The following is a 17,957-nucleotide window of genomic DNA, read 5'->3' on the forward strand; positions in this document are numbered from 1 at the left end:
AATCGGCAATTGCGACGGCAGGAAACACACTTCGCGTTAGCATCGCTTCAGACTTAACATTCAACTGTTACGCGCATTTTGGCGCAGGATCGGTAGTTTTCCCGTTGTTTTATGAGGAATTCCGACGAATGCAGGATTGTTAATGTTCTGGTAACCATATCATAACAGCCTTGTCGCCGGGATGGGGGTCTCAATCCGCCGGCTGGACGCCAGCCGCACTTCGGGGAGGGACCGATGAACCAGGAATTCCAGATCAAAGACCAGTGTTCGATACAGGATCAGGCTGCGCTCACGCCAGACGCAGTGGTTCCGCTGCTGGTCGGCTCCACGGTCGACGAAATCGAACGGGAGCTCGTGCTACAAACGCTGGCACGTTGCGACGGCAACCGCACCCGCGCAGCAAGAGTACTGGGCGTATCGGTACGTACGCTGCGCAACAAGATTCGGCAGTACACGACCATGGGACTCGACGTGCCCGATCACGGCTAACCTTGGCGGAATGATAGACGCGTCCGATTGCGAACGCCGCATCAAATCGGACTTTCGAGACACACCGGCTTGCCGTTGCGCGCGCCCCCTCCTATGAACGAAACATCACGTTCCGTCTCGCGCACGCTCAGCCTGCGCTTCGACCAGGCGCCTTTTTTCATGACATCGACACCGACACCTCCGAAAGCCAACCGCCGCTCACATAGCTATACGCACCACGGCATCGCCCTGACGGATGACTACGCCTGGCTGAAAGATGCGAACTGGCAGCAGGTGCTTCGCGAACCTTCGTTGCTTGTGCCGGAGATCCGCGCCCACCTCGAGGCTGAGAATGCCTATTCGAACGCCGTGCTGGCGCAGACCGAGCCGTTGCAAAAGCAACTCGTCGCCGAAATGCGCGGCCGCATCAAAGAGGACGATTCCACTGTCCCCTCCCCCGACGGGCCATTTGCCTATTTCACAAAATACCGGGAGGGCGGCCAGCACCGGATGATCGGCCGGCAGCCGCGCCACGGCGGCGACGCCCGTTTTCTTATCGATGGCGATGCGCTTGCAGAAAACAAAAAATTTTTTCAGCTTGGCGAAGCCCGTCATTCTCCGGATCATCGCCTGGAAGCGTGGAGCGCCGACGATCGCGGCTCGGAATATTTTACGATCCGTATCCGCGACTGGGACAGCGGCGCCGATCTCGCCGATGTCATCGAGGAAACTGACGGCGGCGTGGTATGGAGCACGGACTCACGCGCGTTCTATTACGTCAAGCTCGACGACAACCATCGTCCGATGCAGGTCTACCGCCACCAGCTCGGGACACCGCAATCCGATGACGTGCTGATTTACGAAGAACAGGACATCGGCTGGTTCACGCATATTCATGAGAGCACGAGCGGCCGCTTCTGCGTGATCGCCGGCGGCGATCATGAAACGTCCGAACAGCGGTTGATCGATCTCGCCGCGCCCGAGGCCACACCGCGCGTGATCGCAGTGCGCGAGGTCGGCGTGCAGTATTCCGTCGCCGATCGCAACGACGAACTGTTCATCCTCACAAACGCCGACGGCGCGATTGACTTCAAGATCATGACCGCGCCGCTCTCAGAGCCGGACCGCGCGAACTGGCGCGACCTGATCCCGTATTGTCCCGGAACCTATGTGCTCGATCTCGAACTTTATTCCGGCCACATGGTCCGGCTCGAGCGCGCCAGCGCGTTGCCGTCGATCGTCGTCCGCGATCTCGCGACCGGAAATGAGCACGCAATCGCCTTCGACGAGGCTGCCTATTCGCTCGATACCCATGGCGGCTACGAGTTCGACACCACAACCTTGCGCTTCAGCTATTCGTCGATGACGACGCCTTCCGAGGTGTTCGATTACGACATGGCGAGCCGCTCGCGAACCTTACGCAAGCGCCAGGAGATTCCGTCAGGGCACGATCCAGCGGACTATGTCACCACCCGCATCATGGCCAAGGCGAACGATGGCGCCGAAGTGCCGGTCTCGATCCTGCATCGCAAGGATTTCGCGCAGGATGGCCGCGCGCCGCTACTGCTCTACGGCTACGGCTCCTATGGTCACGCCATGCCCGCTTCGTTCTCGGCCAACCGGCTGTCGCTGGTTGACCGCGGTTTCGTCTATGCCATCGCGCACATCCGCGGCGGCGCGGACAAGGGCTGGGGCTGGTATCTCGACGGCAAGCGCGAGAAGAAAACCAACAGCTTCGACGATTTCGCCGCCTGTGCTCGCGCGGTGATCGCGGCGAACTATACGTCAGCCAAAAACATCGTCGGCCACGGCGGCAGCGCCGGGGGCATGCTGATGGGCGCGGTCGCCAACCGCGCAGGCGAGTTGTTCGCCGGCCTCGTCGCGGAAGTGCCGTTCGTCGACGTGCTCAACACCATGCTCGACGACACGCTGCCGCTGACCCCGCCGGAATGGCCGGAATGGGGCAACCCCATCGTGAGCGAGAAAGATTTCCGCACGATCCTGTCCTATTCGCCTTACGAGAACGTCGCGGCGAAGGACTATCCGGCGATTCTCGCTATGGGCGGGCTGACCGATCCGCGCGTCACCTATTGGGAGCCGGCGAAATGGATCGCAAGGTTGCGCGCCACCATGACCTCAGGCGGGCCTGTTCTGTTGCGAACTAACATGGGCGCGGGACATGGCGGCGCATCCGGCCGCTTTAACCGGCTCGACGAGATCGCCCTCGCCTACGCCTTCGCTCTGTGGGCGGTGAAGCACGATCCGGCTGGCTAGCTAACGAGAGCTATTGTCTGGGAACCTCTTCGCGTGAGGAACGCCTCGATCAGAATCGTAAAGGTCCGCTTCAAGATCCCTCAAGCGGAAAAGCTCTTGCGCATCCATAGAAATGCAAAAAGCCGGCGCGCAACGACGCCGACTTTTGCGATGGAGAACCGAATGAGGATCAGTCGTGATCCATTTCGCCGATGTGCTTCTGCGAATAGAGCTCGACGCCGATCTTCTTGATGAGATCGATCTGGGTTTCGAGGAAGTCGATATGGCTTTCCTCGTCCTTCATCAGCTTCTCGAAGATGTCGCGGGTGACGTAGTCCTTCACCGCGTGGCAATGCGTCGCCGCCTCTTCGTAGAGAGCACGGGCCGAATACTCCGCCTTGAGATCGCAATCCATCACCTCGCCGACGTTCTGGCCGATGTGCAGGGGATCAAGCACCTGCATGTTCGGGAAGCCGTCGAGGAAGATGATGCGGTCGATCAACTTGTCGGCATGCTCCATTTCCTCGATGGACTCCGCGCGCCATTTTTTCGCGAGATCCTTGATGCCCCAGTTATCCAGCAGCCGGTAATGCAACCAATACTGGTTGACCGCCGTTAGTTCGTGGCGGAGCGCTTTGTTCAGGTAGTCGATAACCTTCGGGTCGCCCTTCATGAAGCAGCTCCTGTTGTCTGTGCCTTAAGGCCGGCGGCCGACTATCGCCGGCTTTCACCTGATTTAGAATAATTCTAAATGAGATTCGGCCGCGCGACAACCCCCAAAAATGCTGGGCTGCTATCCAAATGCCGCTATCCAGAAGGTCAAAGAGTGATTTCGGTGTGAGTTTGTTTGGCTTCTGCTTCCATCGCAGAGTGGGGACACCCGTCGCAACATCGCCGGGCGCAGGCGCCGAGCGCTTCCTTGATGATGGTCCTGATCGTCCGGGCACACCGTCCGCATTCCGCGCTGCATCCGAGACATCCGTAAACCTGCTTCGGCGAGCGACGCAGGTCGTCTGTTCCCGTCACGGCTGAGCGGACGTCTTGATCGGTTAGTACGTTACAAGAACACACAATCATGAAACGGTACCCAATTGCCACACGCGAACGGGCCGATATTGTTGGACCGCCTCGCGAAACGCAAAGGGAAAACCCGCTATTTCAAACTATTCCAAGTTGCCCGAAAAGCCGCCGCGGGCGGCAGCTCCGGAATTACCATAACATATTGATATTCATCATTTAATCGTCACACTTGGGTCCGTATCGTGGCGGGATTCAGTTACTTCGTTCATTGATCGTTCAAACCGGCTGTGGGAATCTTCGTTCGACAGACGCACTGCGGTATCGATTGATGAGAAAGGTGAAGCCATGAAAAGAACATTGGTGGCATTGGCGACGATTGCCATGGTCGCAGCGGTGGCCGCACCTCAAGCAGCCAAGGCCGGCGGCGGCGGCATCGCGGCAGGGGTCGCCGGCGGACTGATCGGCGGCGCGATCGTCGGCGGAGCGCTGGCCGGTCCGGGATATTATGGCCCCGGTTATTATGGCGGCCCGGGATACTATGGACCCGGCTACGGCTATTACGGTCCGGGATATGTCGCAACCCCCGGCTGCTATTGGCAAAGGCAGCGTTTTTGGGATGGCTACGGTTGGCGGCTCCGGAATGTTCGGGTGTGCGGCTGATCCCATCTGATGAACGGCTCCGGTTCATATTATTGGTGTTTTTCCGGAATGCCGCGCGCGATAACCTGAAAAAGCCGCTTTTTCCAGCGACCGACCTGCGAAGGTTGACCGGGTGAAACAGCCGGCTTGAACCACGGCATTGCGAGTAACCTTGAACCCTGCGCCGACCGCGGCGCGACCCCCCAGGAGAGATTCGAAAGATGAAGAAAACAGTTTTTGCCATTCTCGCGGCTGTCACGGTTGCGGCCGGTTCAGTAGCGACGGCTCCGCAGGCAGAGGCTCGCGATGGGGGAGCGGTGGCAGCCGGCGTGCTCGGCGGTCTGGCGGCCGGCGCCATTATCGGCGGCGCAATTGCGAACAGTCCTCCGGCCTACGCCGCACCGGCTCCAGTCTACGCCGCGCCTCCACCGGCCTATGTGGACGGGCCGCCGTGCCAAATGGTGCGGGAGAGGTTCTGGGACGGATATGGCTGGCGTTTCCGTCGCGTCCAGGTGTGCGACTGATCCGATTGTTCGGATAATCCGATCTGAGAAACCCGGCGGCGCGGCCGGGTTTCCGTTGGTGACGCGATGATTTCAGCGCGCCGCATTCATCGCGCGCAGCACCCCGTCACTGGGCCAGCAGTCCACCTTGAGGCCAGCGGACTTCTGATAAGCGCCGAGCGCCGCTCGCGTCAGCATCCCGGCCTTGCCGTCGATCTTGTCCTTGTACAAACCGAGCCGCGTCAAATGGCGCTGCATTGCCTCGACGTCGCGGCTGCGTAGTTGCGTCGAGGCCGACCACGGTGTCGCAAAAGGCAACGGACTGGTCATGCGGTCGGCGAGATGGCCGACGAACAGGACATAGAGATCGGAGAAATTGTATTCCTTGATGACGAAGTAGTTCGCCGTGGTCAGGAACGACGGGCCATGACTGCCCTCGGGTTGCAGCAACGACGCCGACTGTTCCCGCTCAACTGCGGTCAGCTTTTGTCCGCGCACTGGTAAGAACCCCTCGCGCAGCCATTTATCGATCGGCTTCCTCACCTCGGGCACGCCGTCCGTGCAATCGGCGTTCTCCGGTGCACGTACCTCGTAGGCCCAGCGCAGTCCCGGCTGCCAACCCTTGTTGACAAGTTGCTGCGCGGCCGAGGCCAGCGCATCGGGCACCGAGGACCAGATGTCGATGCGGCCGTCGCCATCAAAATCGACGCCATGCTTAGCAAGCTCGGACGGCAGGAACTGAGTCAGCCCGGTGGCCCCGCCCCACGACGCGCGGAAATTCTTGCGCGAGACAGCACCGCGCTGCAGCAACAGCAGTCCTTCGATGAATTCGTTACGATACTGATCCTTGCGGCGGCCGACATAGGCCTGGGTCGCCAGCACGCGCATCGCATCATAAGGCAGGGTGTAGCGACCGTAATCGGTTTCCCGGCCCCAGATCGCAAGGATGATGGTGGCGGGTACGCCGAAACGCTTTTCGATCGCGTCCAACGTCGATTCGTTTTTCCGCATCAGCCGCCGCCCTTCAGCCGCCAGCCCCGCGATGCTGCTCTCCTTGAGATAATCCGCCGGCACCTGAACGAATTCCGCCTGCGACGGCGCACCGGTCGCGGGCCGACCGGGCAGGATGAGGTCAGGCAGCTTATAGTCAGGCTCGAGTCCGGCTGTGACGGAATCGAACGTCGCGCGCGAAACGCCTGCCTGCTGCGCCTCCGGCCAGACCGCGGCAAGGAAACGCGTGAAGCCGTCGTCCGCCGCGTGCACCGGCGACACGACAGATCCAAGAGTGAGCGCCAACAGGATCACGATCCCGAGCGACGACCATCGCGAAATGCCTGCGGCGGTCACCGCCATGCTAATGCCTCGCCTCGCCGTTCGATACATTCCCCTCATTCGCGATACGATCCGCAAGCGCAATGCCGATTGCCGAAAAAATGAACACGACGTGGATGATAGTCTGCCACATCACGCCGGTTTGGGTATAGTTCACGGCGCGCTCGGTTCCAAGGTTTCCGGCCTCGATGAAGGTCCGCAAGAGATGGATCGACGAGATGCCGATGATCGCCATCGCGAGCTTGATCTTGAGAACGCTCGCGTTGACATGGCCGAGCCACTCCGGCTCGTCGGGATGGCCTTCGAGATTGAGCCGCGACACGAAGGTCTCGTAGCCGCCGACGATGACCATCACCAGAAGATTCGAGATCATCACCACGTCGATGAGGCCAAGCACCACCAGCATGATCTGCTGTTCGGAAAAGTCGAAGGAGTGCCCGATGAGATGCCACAGTTCTTTCAGAAACAGGACGACATAAACCCCTTGGGCAATGATCAGGCCAATATAAAGCGGAAGCTGAAGCCAGCGCGAGGAAAAGATCAACATCGGCAGCGGGCGAAGGGCAGTGAAAGCAGCCTTCGGGGCCGGAGATTCAGGCATCGGGGACATTATGGGTCTCGTTGTGACGGGAGAGCGTTTTATTCGATTCCCTGTGACAGAATCGAGACGTCCAGCCGCGACAAAATGCAACGCGAGCACTCCGGCCTGACTTGCTCAAAACCACGACCTATTTGATCGCGACCACGAAAATGCGTGGGAACCGCAGCAGCACCTTGCCGTCCGCCTGCAGCGGATAAGCGGCAGCGATCCGCGCGGAATATTCACGCAGGAACTCCTTCCTTTCCATCGGCTCCAGCGGACCGAGGAACGGCCGTAATCCCGTACCCTTGACCCATTCGACGATTGCCGTGGTGTCTTCAAGGATATGATTATAAATCGTGTGCCAGATCTCGATGCGTTCGCACAACGGCTGCAATGCGTCGTAATAAGCTCCGGGCCGCGCCAGCAGGTCTTTCGCCCGCGCGGCGTCCGCAAGTCTTTCTCGCCAAGGTCCCGAATGAGCCACCTCGCGCATCATCACATGACTTGGCTCATCAAGATTGTCGGGCATTTGCAGAGCTAACACGGCGCCTGCCGGAAGTACGCTCAACAGTCGCTGCAACTGAGACAGATGATCCGGCACCCACTGGAAGATCGCATTGGCAAACAGTAGGTCGGTGTTCGCCGGCGGGACCCAATGCGCGACGTTGGCTTCTATAAATGTGTGGCCTGGCAGCCGGTTGCGCGCCTGCCGCAGCATGTCAGCGGATGTATCGATCCCGATGATCTCGGTCTGCGGCCAGCGCTCGACCAGCAATTCGGTAGAATTACCGGGACCGCAGCCGATATCGACGGCCTTACGCGGCGCGTTAAGGGGAACCTGAGCTAACAGATCGCGGGATGGCCGCGTTCGCTCATCCTCGAATTTCAGATATTGCTGGGCGCTCCAATCGTCCATCGCGTCTACAGGTCCTCCTTTCGACATCAACCAAGATCGGCGATCAACGCCGATCACGGAGGGAAGATGTGCGTAGCGGAGAGTCCCGGCGATCGGCACTCCCCTCGGTCTGCTTTGACGGGATCTGCGGTCGAGACTCCAGCGAGCATGCAGCTTCCTTGTGTATAATATCGTGTGCGGCCGTTTGGTCGACCAGCGACAGACAATAAGCGGCGGCTTCCCCCAGATTGTCTGCGACCGCGTCGGCCTTGAGGTGGTCTTTCGTCATTCCGCTGTTGGTGCATCCCCAGCAACAAACGAGGATGCGCACCCGCGGCATCTTGCGGCGAAGCTTGCGCAGCAGATGACGCGTTTGCGCCGTGCCGCCGTCATCGAGCGTCGAGATGCACACGAGCATCACGCCCGAGGCGTCAAGCTGGAAGATCCCGCTCGGCGACGTCTCCTCTTTCCTGGCGGCTCGCGCCCCAAGACCGTGTTTCGACAAGATCTCAGCCAGAAACATCGCAGCCGCTTCGTCGAGATCGCTGCGCTGCGCGACGCAGAGCACCGGATGTTCGGCCTGCCATTCGGCCGGCAGTCCTTCGCGGATGATGAACGGCAGCTCCGGCATCGGTGTACCCGCCGTCACGTCCGCTGCATCAGTGGGGACTCCGTTCTTCGGCTGGCGACCCTCCATCGCGTCATCGAATTCCGAAGCCAGTCCGTCGATGACCTCGGCGACGCTATCCCTGATTGCGGCAAGGCGGTCTGGCGACAAGCGGTCGCGTTTAAGATCGGCCTGCGCCAGCATCAGGCCATTCAACGCGACGTTTTCATAATATTCGGCGAGCGAGCGCTCCTTCAAGAACTTCTCGGCCATCTCAACGGCCTCCGGCGGATCGTTGGCCAGCATGCGCTGATAGAATAGCTCCTGCGGCGACAGGGCCGGACGATCCCCCAGCAGAATGTCCAGAAACCTGAGTTGCTCGACATGGCGGCCAAGCACGACGAGGCAGATCGTCAGAGGGGTCGCGAGAACAAGTCCGATCGGTCCCCACAGCGCGGTCCAGAACGTCGCCGCGACCACGACGGCCACCGGCGACAATCCGCTGCTGTGTCCCACGAGCAAAGGCTCGACAGCCTGTCCGACCAGAAGCTCCGTCAGGAGAATGAGCGACCCGCTCCACAGCAACATCGACCAACCGGGATCGACCGCGATAGCCAGGGTCAGGGGAAAAAACGCCGCGATGAAAGGCCCGACATAGGGCACGAACCGCATGATCGCGGCCAGAATTCCCCAGAGGATGGCGCTGGGAACGCCGATCAACAGCAGTCCGGCGGCCACGATCACGCCGAATCCGGCGTTAAGCAGGACCTGCGTCAGGAAAAGACGGCTGAGGCGGCTGGCCGCGTCGTCGATCGCCGCGGTCGCGGACTGCAGATCATTCGATCCTGCGAGCTTGATGAAGCGGTTGCGTAGATCCTCTCGCTGGAACAGGATGAAGATCACGAATACGATCACGATGCCCACGGTTGCCAGCGGATGCAGCAACGGGCTGATGAGCGCCGATATATTCTCAAGGGCGGACTGCGGGGGCGAACGCACTTCGACCGGTATAGGCTCAACGTGATCGACCGCTTTGGACGACAGCGAACCCGCCGCTGACGGCACCGGCTGTGGTCCGCTGATTTCCTTGCCCAGACTCTGAAGAAGGTCCGCCGCGCGATCCAGCGGCCCTGTGGCCGTCAGCGCCCGCAGCGATTTGATCTTTTGCTGCATGGTTTGCTGGTACCGCGGCAGGCTCTCTGCGAGGCCTCTAACCTCCCTCACGATCAGGCCGCCGAGGGCGAAGATTGCGATAAAAGCAAGCAGCACCACTACGGGCACGCTCGCAGGGCGCGGGAAATGCCATCGCTCGAGAATGTCCACCAGCGGGGCGAGCACGAAGCTCAAGAGAACGGCCAGCACGATCGGAACGAAAATCTCGCGTCCCACATAGAGGCCGCAGATGACGAGCGCCGCGACGATGACCGCTGTGAGCGCCCGGTCACCGAAGCCTCCCCTCGCCACCAGCGGCGCTACCCTCGCGTCCAGATCCAGACTCACCGCCGATGACCCCGATATTCCTGCCATCAATGATCGGCGGGCCGATTTGGTTCCATGGTGTCTAGGCAAGCGGCGAACCGAGGCACCTTCCTCCTGCTCCATCACCTACCGCTTCAGTTTTTGTCTTTCACCCGGTGCGGGGCACAGCGAGTGGCTCCTTGCATTTCGTGTATATTATCATAATATACAAAAATGATCGATCTCGACCGAATCGCAGGGTTTGAATGGGACGATGGCAACCGCCGCAAAAACGCGGACAAACATGATGTGGGTCTAGCGGAAGCGGAAAGCATATTTTTCAACAACCCGCTGATCGTTGCCGAGGACGAAAAGCACAGCCGAAGCGAACAGCGCTTCAACGCGCTTGGACAAACGATGGAACAACGTCTGCTGTACGTCACGTTCACGTTGAGGAGTAGCGGAACGCTGATCCGTGTGATCTCGGCACGCGACATGAATCGAAAGGAGCGGAAAATATATGAGCAAGCGTAAGCCTATTCCCGCCTTCAAGAGCGAAGCCGAGGAACGCAAATTCTGGGAAACGCACGACTCCACCGACTATGTCGACTGGAGCACGGCACAGCGTGTGCGCTTCCCGAACCTGAAGCCATCAACGACGGCGATCTCACTGCGCCTGCCAGTCAGCCTGCTCGAGCAGATCAAGATCGCCGCCAACAAGCGCGACGTGCCCTATCAGTCGCTGATCAAGATGTGGCTCGCGGAGAAGGTGAGTTAGGCGATTATTCCGATGGAATGGATATTACCATTAATAGCTGGCTTGCGAATTGTTCGGATCGAAAGACGTCGCGAGATACGCGCAAGCGATAGTGAATACCAACAATGGTCCCGTGAGCAGCGCAATGAAGCTTTCAAAAATCTCCTTCAAGCGATGAAGGCAGATCTTGGATCCGGATAGATAATATCCGGCGTGATTATAAAGGCAGCTTAGATTATTTCACCGTCATTGCGAGCGAAGCGAAGCAATCCAGAAACGGCAACTTGAAGAACTGGATTATTTCGTCAGCTTACGCCTCCTCGCAACAACGCCAATGTAATTAGAGCTTGTTCCGCCTAAAGCCTCACCGCGTCAGCTTCTTATATTTCACGCGGTGCGGGATGATGCTGTCCTGACCGAGCCGCCGCATCTTGTCCTTCTCGTAATCCTGGAAGTTGCCCTCGAACCATTCGACATGGCTGTCGCCTTCGAAGGCAAGGATATGCGTGGCGATGCGATCGAGAAACCAGCGGTCGTGGCTGATGATGACGGCGCAGCCAGCAAAATCCTCGAGCGCCTCTTCCAGCGCGCGCAGCGTATCGACGTCGAGATCGTTGGTCGGCTCGTCGAGCAGCAGCACGTTGGCGCCGGACTTCAGCATCTTGGCCAGATGCACGCGGTTACGCTCGCCGCCCGACAAACTGCCTACCTTCTTCTGCTGATCCGCGCCCTTGAAATTGAATGACGAGCAGTAGCCGCGCGAGTTCACCTCGCGCTTGCCGAGCAGGATCTGTTCGTTCCCTCCGGAGATCTCCTCCCAGACGTTCTTCTTCGCGTCGAGGCTATCGCGCGACTGGTCGACGTAACCAAGATGCACGCTCTCGCCGATGGTGATGGTACCCTTGTCCGGCGTCTCCTGCTTGGTGATCATCCGGAACAGCGTGGTTTTGCCGGCGCCGTTGGCGCCGATCACGCCGACAATGCCTCCGGGCGGCAGCTTGAAGGTCAGATCGTCGATCAGTTCGCGGTCGCCAAACCCTTTGCTCAGGCCCTCGAAATCGACCACGTTCTGGCCGAGACGCTCGGCGACGGGAATGGTGATCTGCGCCGTCTGGCTCTGCTTCTCGCTGGCCTGCTTGAGCAGATCCTCGTAGCGCTGGTAGCGCGCCTTGGATTTCGCCTGCCGCGCCTTGGGCGAGGCGGCGATCCATTCCTGCTCGCGCGCCAGCGTCTTCTGATGCGCGGCGTCTTCGCGGCCTTCCTGTTCGAGACGCTTCTGCTTCTGCTTCAGCCACGCCGAATAGTTACCCTCGTAGGGAATACCCTTGCCGCGATCGAGTTCGAGGATCCATCCCGTCACGTTGTCGAGGAAATAGCGGTCGTGGGTGACGATCAGGATCGCGCCCGGATAATTGCGCAAATGACTTTCGAGCCACGACACCGACTCAGCATCGAGATGGTTGGTCGGTTCATCCAGCAGCAAGAGGTCCGGCTGGTCGAGCAGCAGCTTGCATAGCGCGACGCGGCGGCGCTCGCCGCCGGAGAGTTTCGTCACGTCGGCATCATCGGGAGGGCAGCGCAGTGCGTCCATCGCCTGATTGACCTTGCTGTCGAGATCCCACAACCCCGCAGCCTCGATCTCATCCTGCAGCCTGGTCATCTCGTCGGCGGTTTCGTCGGAGTAGTTCATCGCCAGTTCGTTGTAGCGATCGAGGATCGCCTTCTGCTTGGCGACGCCCTCCATGACGTTTTCGCGCACGGTCTTGGCTGGATCGAGCTGCGGCTCCTGCTCAAGATAACCGACGCGGGCACCTTCCGCGACCCAGGCCTCGCCCGTGTAGTCCTTGTCGAGCCCCGCCATGATCTTCAGCAGCGTCGATTTACCCGAGCCGTTGACACCGAGCACGCCGATCTTGGCGTCCGGATAGAACGACAGGTGGATGTTATCCAGCACCTTCCGGTTCGGCGGATAAGTTTTGGACAAGCCCTGCATGAAGTAGATGAACTGGCGCGCCATCGTGATCCCTGAAAGCGTGATTCCTAAAGGTGATTCCTGAAAGCGTCGCGGCGGTGTTCAGACGTTCTCTCCCGCCTTGCGGCGAAATCGTCAGGAACCTCTGAACCAGGCCACGCGCCGACCGAAGGTTGTACGCCTCTTTTGAATCCACGTCGCTGATAGGCCGCAGGGGCCGAACTTCGGGATTCAGGAGGCGCCGTTTTCTGGAAAGTTTACTGCCGCTGATGTAGCCGCGCGGTGGCGAAAGGGCAACCTTGCCTTAACCACGCAGAAAGGTTGACGGAAGGAATACTCCGTTTCGTCTCATTCGAACCGCCTTTTAATTAAATCCGTGAAGGATAGCGAGACCAGCGCCATCGTCGGCCTCCCAACAGGAAGCTTGCGACCCAACAAGGCAGTAACACCATGGCGACCAGCGTATCGGCGTCAGCGTCCAACCGGACCGAAAGACAGGATCATCCGCGCGGAGGACTTCACGGCATTCGCGCGTTATGGCGCGAATTCACCGCGATCGCGTTCAGCTCCTACCGGCCCGAACTGCATTACATGCGCGGACCCGGACCCGCGTGGCGTGCCAAGCACGGCGAGCGAGCGCCCAATGACTAGGCCGCGCATCCGCAGTTGGCATCACGCAACATCGCATATGACCGCGTCGATCGCCGAAGCGAAGACGAGGGAACGTTCGATCGCCGATCCCCGACCGAATACCTTCTCGCAGAAAGCCCTGCATCTCAATCATCCGCTACGAAGGCGCGATAGGCACTTAAGAACGCCTCATCCCGGCTGCGAGATCACGCCGAACTACGGACATTATTACATCGAGATGGTCGGGAATATCGCCGCGTGGCTCAAGGGCGCACGGGTACGCGCGCTGCGGTGAGTTAAGGTGAGTTAAAAGTGTTTCGAGCGAAGCATGTCCTCGGACTTGACCCGAGGATGGAATGGGTTCGCATGAAGAAAACACGTCAGATCAAAATCATAGAGTCACGCTTCTAACTCTGTCAGAAGCGGAAGGCTCTAAGAGAGCCGCGCAGAAAAACCGTTACGCAGGCGCGGCTTAAGCGCTGCGCCTATCGGATCGTAACCGGCGCCGGCAGCGGCGGCACCGAGGTTGGCTGGGTTCCGGGCAAGCTCGCTGTCTGCGGCGGCTGCGGAGTCGGCGCCGCGCTCGATCCCGGAGCCGGCTGGGTGGAGGCCGTCGTATCGGTGTGCGGTGGACCGCCGGGCAGCACGACAACCCGCGTGCCGACCTTCACACGATCAAAGAGATCCGACACATCCTCGTTGAGCATACCGATGCAACCTGACGAGACAAACTTGCCGATCGTCGAAGGCTGATTGGTGCCATGGATGCGAAATACTGTCGAACCGAGATACATGGCGCGCGCGCCCAACGGATTGCCCGGACCGCCTGCCATGAAGCGCGGCAGATAAGGCTGACGTTCGATCATTTCGGTCGGCGGATGCCAGTCCGGCCACTCAGCCTTGCGGCTGATCTTCTGCACGCCGGCCCAGGTGAAGCCGTCGCGGCCAACGCGCACGCCATAGCGGATCGCGCGATTATTACCGAGTATGTAATACAGATGCGTATTTGACGTATCGACCACGATGGTGCCCGCCGGCTCTTTGGTGGCGAACGTGACTTCCTTGCGGCGCAGTCTCGGCGCCAGCTGTTTCTCACCGCCCTGATCAGCCTCCGGCTGCTCGTCCGGCGGCAGCGCCGACATTGGGGCCGGCCTACCGTCCGCACCCACCGGAGCCGGCGGCGTGAGGCCGTCAGTCGCTCCGCCGGTCGAAGCGACCGTTTCCGGCATACGCGTCGGAGCTTGATACTGTGGGGGGCCGGGCTGCCCGTAACGAGGATCCTCGGGCGACATCACCGGGCCTGGCGGAAGGTCGCGAGTCGAATAGACCGGCGTGGAACTGGAGCGACCGTAACGTGGATCATCCGGCGACATCACGGGGCCAGGCGGTGTCAACGCCGCGGAATTGTCGCGCTGCGCCGATTGGTCGTCAACCGGATCGAAACTGGGAACCGCATCGGCTCCTCTTTGACGGTCGTCTTCGTCCGGATAAGCGGAGGGCGGCGTGGAATAGATCGGGCTCGGCGGGGGCGGGTATCCCTGCGCCGAGGCTAACGAGGTTCCCGCTGCGCCAGCTACGATCGCCGCAAAAACCGTCAGAATGCGTTTGATCATCATCGCCCTTGTATAAATCCAACAAGACACCGGATCGTTAACGGCCACATCGCGCAGGATAGCGGCGCATTCAAGACGATTCAGACAAAAGCCTCCCCGATTCGGTCATAATTCCAGATCGTGGCGAACCGTGTCCTCCAGGCCTCACCATTTCCTGCAAACTTTCGACGGGCGATTGTTGCGGTGGATTTTTGGAGCGCGCGACCGCGTCCCTTGCGGTATTCTCGATAGGCCCTGATTCGGTGGATCTGCCGGTACAACCTGTCGATCAGGCGTGTGTTCAATCGCGTTCTGATGGCCCGATCACCGTCGTAGACGCGCGGGGAAGGCGCAACCACACCCATGCTACCCGGCTTTCGTTCCCTATTCGTTGCGGTCACGCTGGCGATCTCAATGCTGATCTTCGGCTTGGGGGCCGCAGCTTTGCTGCGAGCAACCCACGAAGAGTTCGCAAGTCTGCCTCTCAAGCCGATGCCCGAAATCACGTTTGGATCAAAAGAAACCGAACAGCCCACGTTGGCCGTGCTGCAGGTCGATACACCCGCCGCCAAACCTGCAACCCCGGAATCAAACCAGGCCGACGCACAGCACACGGTGACGCCTTTATCGGATGCGCAGCCGGAATCCGGGGCCGATACGCCTCCTGCCACGGACGCACCTTCTGCTCCGGCCGATACTGACGAGCCGGCAGCTTCTCCATCACGATCGGAGCCCGTCCCCGCGATAGCGGACACGACACCTCCCGCCAATACCGCTGCGCCAGAACTATCGGAGCCAGCGCGAGGCAGCGAGACGGCAGACGAGGCAGACGAGGCCGTCAAACCCGCGGTCGCGAAAAGCGACGCATCCTCAACAGACGGAAAAACATCCGGTGTCACGGAAACGATGACATCGCCGTTCGGAGAGCATTCCAAGCCACCCCTGCCGGCAAGCCGTCCTGTACAGAAAACGCAGGTCGTCGATCCGGCGACGCCCACCACCAAACGATCGTCCACGAAACCACGGCGTGCTGCTAAGAAACATCACCATCGCAGTGTGATCCGGCAGTCAGATCGTTCATCGCAACCCATGCTTTCGGGGTCGCCGCTCGAATTGGAGTGAGCCTGTTCAGGCAGGTCCGGTAGCGATCGGCGGACCCTCACTCAATCCCCACTCCGACCATGATCCGTCGTAGAGCGCCGAGCCCCGCACCCCGAGGCGGTAGAGCGCAAGCGTCAGCACCGCGGCCGAAACCCCCGAGCCGCAGGTGGTGACGACGGGCTTTGCCAAATCCACCCCGACGCGAGTAAACGCGGCACGAATATCGTCCAGCGGCTTCATAGCGCCGGTCCCAGGATCGAACAGCTCGTTGTACGGCAGGTTGCGGCTGCCGGGAATGTGACCCGAACGCAGCCCGGCTCTCGGCTCCGCTACGGCGCCGGTGAAGCGACCAGCCGCGCGCGCATCGACAAGCTGCTCGCGACCCGACGACAGGTTGCTCACGAGCTGAGCTTGACCGCGCACATAAAGCGGATCGAAGGTCGCGTTGAAATGGCCCGGCTTCGGCGAAACTTTACCGGACTCGACCGGGCGGTTTTCCGCGCGCCATTTTTTCAGGCCGCCGTCAAGTACCCGGACATCGGCGTGACCGAACGACAGGAACATCCACCACACCCGCGGCGCGGCAACCCAGCCTCCAAAGTCATAAACAACGACTGTATCTTTCGAGGAAACCCCCAGCGCGCCGACATCACGCGCGAACTGCGCAGCATCCGGATACATATGCGGAAGTGGCGACGCACGATCCGATACGGCATCGACATCGAAGAACACCGCGCCGGGAATGTGCGTGGCGTGAAAATCATCGACAGCCAGCGGTAGCACGCCGGGCATCTTGAACGAGGCATCGATGACCTTGACGTCACCAAGATGCGCGGCCAGCCATTCGGTGGAGACAAGAGGATCGTCGAGAATGGAGATCATTGTAATGCTCATTATATTCCCGCGCCGCAGTCGCTCACTCGGCGGGACGGCCGGGACTATCGACGCTTTTCATTGAGTTCGTAGGTGAGATGCGCCTTCACCTTCGGCCACTCTCCGGGAAGGATGCTGTAGACGACGGTGTCCCGCACCGTCACGTTTGGCGACATCTGACGATCGCGCAGGGTACCCTCCTGTTTGGCGCCGAGCCGCTCGATGCCACGCCGGCTGACATGATTGAAAACGTGAGTACGGAATTCCACGGCGATGCAGTTCAGCTTTTCGAACGCGTGAGTGAGCAGCAGCAGCTTGCACTGGGTATTGACTGCGGTGCGCTGGACGCGCTTCGCATACCAGGTCGAGCCGATCTCGACGCGACAGCTCGCAGAGTCGACGTTCATGTAGGTCGTCATACCGGCGATTCGTCCCTCGGCATCCCGCACCGTAAAGGGCAGCATGGTTCCGGCTGCTTGCAGCGAGAGCCGCCGCTCGATCTCGGCCCCCATTTTCTCCGGCGCCGGAACGAAAGTGTACCAGATCTTCCAGATCTCGCCGTCTTTGACCGCGTCAACAAGGGCTTCGCGGTGATCTTGCGACAACGGCTCGAGCCGCGCATGAGGTCCTTCGAGCGTGACCGGCTGCAGCCAGGGCATGGTGTACTCCGTTCCTTTACAGCCATTTGTGCGATCGAGACAAAATTTGCAAAAGCAATTTGCCTGACTTCACTCTGAGTAATTGATCCTCAGCGCTCTCCCGCGGTCATGATGGCCGAGTCGAAATAGGAGAGCAGCATGGAACCGCTTTTTGTTGGTCTGGACGTGTCGAAGGACGAGACGGCGATTTGTGTTCGCACGCACAACGGGATTATCCAGGCGGCATTCAAGAAGCCGACCGACCCCGACATGATACATCGTGCCTTGATCGGTAACCTGCAGCACATACGGTGTGTTGTTCTGGAAACGGGCCGGATGGCGAACTGGTTGTATAGTGAGCTTAGCCAGCGCGGCCTGCCAATGGTTTGCATCGATGCACGCCAGGCCCATGCCGTGCTGAGCCAGATGCACAACAAAACCGATGAGAATGATGCCGCCATGCTGGCGGAGCTCGCTCGTACAGGCTTCTACAAACGTATCGAGGTTAAAAGCCGGGTTGCCCAGGAACGCAGAGCCTTGCTGCGAGCGCGGGAGGTTGCGATCAAATCGCGAATGAATATGGAGAATACGATTAGGGGCCTGCTGGCCACCTTCGGGATCTGTCTTCCCAAGCAT

Annotated in this window: 20 protein-coding genes; 10 read left to right on the forward strand and 10 right to left on the reverse strand. The window is 60.0% G+C overall.

Features of this window, described 5'->3' with window-relative positions; translation table 11 throughout:
• Positions 1 to 234 precede the first annotated feature (234 nt).
• Both GGQ85_RS14770 and GGQ85_RS14775 read left to right on the forward strand, forming a co-directional pair.
• Positions 235 to 489 (forward strand): helix-turn-helix domain-containing protein, encoded by a 255-nt coding sequence (locus tag GGQ85_RS14770; protein ID WP_309775127.1) that lies wholly within the window; start codon positions 235 to 237, stop codon positions 487 to 489.
• Between the two features lie 159 nt (positions 490 to 648).
• Positions 649 to 2,742 (forward strand): S9 family peptidase, encoded by a 2,094-nt coding sequence (locus tag GGQ85_RS14775; protein WP_309775128.1) that lies wholly within the window; start codon positions 649 to 651, stop codon positions 2,740 to 2,742.
• A 169-nt stretch (positions 2,743 to 2,911) separates the two neighbouring features.
• On the opposite strand, the gene bfr is transcribed toward GGQ85_RS14775, so the two are convergent.
• Both bfr and GGQ85_RS14785 read right to left on the reverse strand, forming a co-directional pair.
• Positions 2,912 to 3,394: a bacterioferritin gene (gene bfr, locus GGQ85_RS14780; protein ID WP_079447515.1), complete on the reverse strand. Its 483-nt coding sequence runs from the start codon at positions 3,392 to 3,394 to the stop codon at positions 2,912 to 2,914.
• A 146-nt stretch (positions 3,395 to 3,540) separates the two neighbouring features.
• On the reverse strand, positions 3,541 to 3,798 hold the full coding sequence (locus GGQ85_RS14785) for a (2Fe-2S)-binding protein (protein ID WP_079447516.1): 258 nt from the start codon (positions 3,796 to 3,798) through the stop codon (positions 3,541 to 3,543).
• A 288-nt stretch (positions 3,799 to 4,086) separates the two neighbouring features.
• Here GGQ85_RS14785 and GGQ85_RS14790 point away from each other — a divergent pair, with 288 nt between their 5' ends.
• Together GGQ85_RS14790 and GGQ85_RS14795 are read left to right on the forward strand one after the other, a co-directional pair.
• Positions 4,087 to 4,401: a hypothetical protein gene (locus GGQ85_RS14790; RefSeq protein ID WP_079447517.1), complete on the forward strand. Its 315-nt coding sequence runs from the start codon at positions 4,087 to 4,089 to the stop codon at positions 4,399 to 4,401.
• Between the two features lie 200 nt (positions 4,402 to 4,601).
• On the forward strand, positions 4,602 to 4,904 hold the full coding sequence (locus tag GGQ85_RS14795; RefSeq protein ID WP_079447518.1) for a hypothetical protein: 303 nt from the start codon (positions 4,602 to 4,604) through the stop codon (positions 4,902 to 4,904).
• A 72-nt stretch (positions 4,905 to 4,976) separates the two neighbouring features.
• Here GGQ85_RS14795 and GGQ85_RS14800 read toward each other — a convergent pair whose 3' ends face one another.
• The 4 genes from GGQ85_RS14800 to GGQ85_RS14815 all read right to left on the reverse strand — a co-directional run bounded on the left by GGQ85_RS14800 (position 4,977) and on the right by GGQ85_RS14815 (position 9,827).
• Positions 4,977 to 6,236 (reverse strand): lytic murein transglycosylase, encoded by a 1,260-nt coding sequence (locus tag GGQ85_RS14800; RefSeq protein WP_309775131.1) that lies wholly within the window; start codon positions 6,234 to 6,236, stop codon positions 4,977 to 4,979.
• 1 nt (position 6,237) lies between these two features.
• Positions 6,238 to 6,825 carry a TIGR00645 family protein gene (locus GGQ85_RS14805; protein WP_079447520.1) on the reverse strand — a complete coding sequence of 196 codons (588 nt, stop codon included), beginning with the start codon at positions 6,823 to 6,825 and terminating at the stop codon, positions 6,238 to 6,240.
• Between the two features lie 118 nt (positions 6,826 to 6,943).
• The gene (tam, locus tag GGQ85_RS14810; protein WP_309775132.1) at positions 6,944 to 7,714 is read right to left on the reverse strand and encodes a trans-aconitate 2-methyltransferase; all 771 of its coding nucleotides are present in this window, start codon (positions 7,712 to 7,714) and stop codon (positions 6,944 to 6,946) included.
• A gap of 43 nt (positions 7,715 to 7,757) precedes the next feature.
• The gene (locus GGQ85_RS14815; RefSeq protein WP_309775134.1) at positions 7,758 to 9,827 is read right to left on the reverse strand and encodes an AI-2E family transporter; all 2,070 of its coding nucleotides are present in this window, start codon (positions 9,825 to 9,827) and stop codon (positions 7,758 to 7,760) included.
• 165 nt (positions 9,828 to 9,992) lie between these two features.
• On the opposite strand from GGQ85_RS14815, the gene GGQ85_RS14820 reads away from it, so the two are divergent.
• The gene (locus tag GGQ85_RS14820) at positions 9,993 to 10,292 is read left to right on the forward strand and encodes a BrnT family toxin (protein WP_309775136.1); all 300 of its coding nucleotides are present in this window, start codon (positions 9,993 to 9,995) and stop codon (positions 10,290 to 10,292) included.
• The gene (brnA, locus tag GGQ85_RS14825) at positions 10,279 to 10,536 is read left to right on the forward strand and encodes a type II toxin-antitoxin system BrnA family antitoxin (protein WP_309775137.1); all 258 of its coding nucleotides are present in this window, start codon (positions 10,279 to 10,281) and stop codon (positions 10,534 to 10,536) included. The genes GGQ85_RS14820 and brnA overlap by 14 nt, the downstream gene beginning before the upstream one ends.
• A gap of 343 nt (positions 10,537 to 10,879) precedes the next feature.
• Here brnA and ettA read toward each other — a convergent pair whose 3' ends face one another.
• Complete coding sequence (ettA, locus tag GGQ85_RS14830; protein ID WP_309775138.1) at positions 10,880 to 12,532, reverse strand: energy-dependent translational throttle protein EttA; 1,653 nt, start codon at positions 12,530 to 12,532, stop codon at positions 10,880 to 10,882.
• A gap of 405 nt (positions 12,533 to 12,937) precedes the next feature.
• Between ettA and GGQ85_RS14835 the strand changes: the two genes are divergently transcribed.
• Together GGQ85_RS14835 and GGQ85_RS14840 are read left to right on the forward strand one after the other, a co-directional pair.
• Entirely contained in the window at positions 12,938 to 13,138 is a 201-nt protein-coding gene (locus tag GGQ85_RS14835) for a hypothetical protein (RefSeq protein WP_079447524.1), read from the forward strand.
• A complete protein-coding gene (locus GGQ85_RS14840) occupies positions 13,131 to 13,412 on the forward strand; it encodes a hypothetical protein (protein WP_139372916.1) in 282 nt (93 codons plus the stop codon). The genes GGQ85_RS14835 and GGQ85_RS14840 overlap by 8 nt, the downstream gene beginning before the upstream one ends.
• A 190-nt stretch (positions 13,413 to 13,602) precedes the next feature.
• Here GGQ85_RS14840 and GGQ85_RS14845 read toward each other — a convergent pair whose 3' ends face one another.
• Positions 13,603 to 14,733, reverse strand: coding sequence for a L,D-transpeptidase (locus tag GGQ85_RS14845; RefSeq protein WP_079447526.1), 1,131 nt, complete (start codon positions 14,731 to 14,733; stop codon positions 13,603 to 13,605).
• Between the two features lie 339 nt (positions 14,734 to 15,072).
• Between GGQ85_RS14845 and GGQ85_RS14850 the strand changes: the two genes are divergently transcribed.
• Positions 15,073 to 15,831, forward strand: coding sequence for a hypothetical protein (locus GGQ85_RS14850; protein WP_309775139.1), 759 nt, complete (start codon positions 15,073 to 15,075; stop codon positions 15,829 to 15,831).
• Between the two features lie 6 nt (positions 15,832 to 15,837).
• Here the strand turns inward: GGQ85_RS14850 and sseA are convergent, their stop codons facing one another.
• Both sseA and GGQ85_RS14860 read right to left on the reverse strand, forming a co-directional pair.
• Positions 15,838 to 16,704, reverse strand: coding sequence for a 3-mercaptopyruvate sulfurtransferase (gene sseA / locus GGQ85_RS14855; RefSeq protein ID WP_309775140.1), 867 nt, complete (start codon positions 16,702 to 16,704; stop codon positions 15,838 to 15,840).
• Positions 16,705 to 16,748: 44 nt separating this feature from the next.
• On the reverse strand, positions 16,749 to 17,342 hold the full coding sequence (locus tag GGQ85_RS14860) for a GNAT family N-acetyltransferase (protein WP_079447528.1): 594 nt from the start codon (positions 17,340 to 17,342) through the stop codon (positions 16,749 to 16,751).
• Between the two features lie 138 nt (positions 17,343 to 17,480).
• Between GGQ85_RS14860 and GGQ85_RS14865 the strand changes: the two genes are divergently transcribed.
• A partial coding sequence (locus GGQ85_RS14865; RefSeq protein WP_309775142.1) for an IS110 family transposase occupies positions 17,481 to 17,957 on the forward strand: 477 nt, incomplete at its 3' end.

Origin of the sequence: Nitrobacter vulgaris (assembly GCF_031453995.1) — a bacterium.
GTDB classification, from domain to species: domain Bacteria; phylum Pseudomonadota; class Alphaproteobacteria; order Rhizobiales; family Xanthobacteraceae; genus Nitrobacter; species Nitrobacter vulgaris.

Excerpts from the sequence above, each read along its gene's own strand:
- GGQ85_RS14770 (WP_309775127.1), top strand. The coding sequence starts at position 235 with ATGAACCAGGAATTCCAGATCAAAGACCAGTGTTCGATACAGGATCAG.
- GGQ85_RS14775 (WP_309775128.1), top strand. The coding sequence starts at position 649 with ATGACATCGACACCGACACCTCCGAAAGCCAACCGCCGCTCACATAGC.
- bfr (WP_079447515.1), bottom strand. The coding sequence starts at position 3,394 with ATGAAGGGCGACCCGAAGGTTATCGACTACCTGAACAAAGCGCTCCGC.
- GGQ85_RS14785 (WP_079447516.1), bottom strand. The coding sequence starts at position 3,798 with ATGATTGTGTGTTCTTGTAACGTACTAACCGATCAAGACGTCCGCTCA.
- GGQ85_RS14790 (WP_079447517.1), top strand. The coding sequence starts at position 4,087 with ATGAAAAGAACATTGGTGGCATTGGCGACGATTGCCATGGTCGCAGCG.
- GGQ85_RS14795 (WP_079447518.1), top strand. The coding sequence starts at position 4,602 with ATGAAGAAAACAGTTTTTGCCATTCTCGCGGCTGTCACGGTTGCGGCC.
- GGQ85_RS14800 (WP_309775131.1), bottom strand. The coding sequence starts at position 6,236 with ATGGCGGTGACCGCCGCAGGCATTTCGCGATGGTCGTCGCTCGGGATC.
- GGQ85_RS14805 (WP_079447520.1), bottom strand. The coding sequence starts at position 6,825 with ATGTCCCCGATGCCTGAATCTCCGGCCCCGAAGGCTGCTTTCACTGCC.
- tam (WP_309775132.1), bottom strand. The coding sequence starts at position 7,714 with ATGGACGATTGGAGCGCCCAGCAATATCTGAAATTCGAGGATGAGCGA.
- GGQ85_RS14815 (WP_309775134.1), bottom strand. The coding sequence starts at position 9,827 with ATGGCAGGAATATCGGGGTCATCGGCGGTGAGTCTGGATCTGGACGCG.
- GGQ85_RS14820 (WP_309775136.1), top strand. The coding sequence starts at position 9,993 with ATGATCGATCTCGACCGAATCGCAGGGTTTGAATGGGACGATGGCAAC.
- brnA (WP_309775137.1), top strand. The coding sequence starts at position 10,279 with ATGAGCAAGCGTAAGCCTATTCCCGCCTTCAAGAGCGAAGCCGAGGAA.
- ettA (WP_309775138.1), bottom strand. The coding sequence starts at position 12,532 with ATGGCGCGCCAGTTCATCTACTTCATGCAGGGCTTGTCCAAAACTTAT.
- GGQ85_RS14835 (WP_079447524.1), top strand. The coding sequence starts at position 12,938 with ATGGCGACCAGCGTATCGGCGTCAGCGTCCAACCGGACCGAAAGACAG.
- GGQ85_RS14840 (WP_139372916.1), top strand. The coding sequence starts at position 13,131 with ATGACTAGGCCGCGCATCCGCAGTTGGCATCACGCAACATCGCATATG.
- GGQ85_RS14845 (WP_079447526.1), bottom strand. The coding sequence starts at position 14,733 with ATGATGATCAAACGCATTCTGACGGTTTTTGCGGCGATCGTAGCTGGC.
- GGQ85_RS14850 (WP_309775139.1), top strand. The coding sequence starts at position 15,073 with ATGCTACCCGGCTTTCGTTCCCTATTCGTTGCGGTCACGCTGGCGATC.
- sseA (WP_309775140.1), bottom strand. The coding sequence starts at position 16,704 with ATGAGCATTACAATGATCTCCATTCTCGACGATCCTCTTGTCTCCACC.
- GGQ85_RS14860 (WP_079447528.1), bottom strand. The coding sequence starts at position 17,342 with ATGCCCTGGCTGCAGCCGGTCACGCTCGAAGGACCTCATGCGCGGCTC.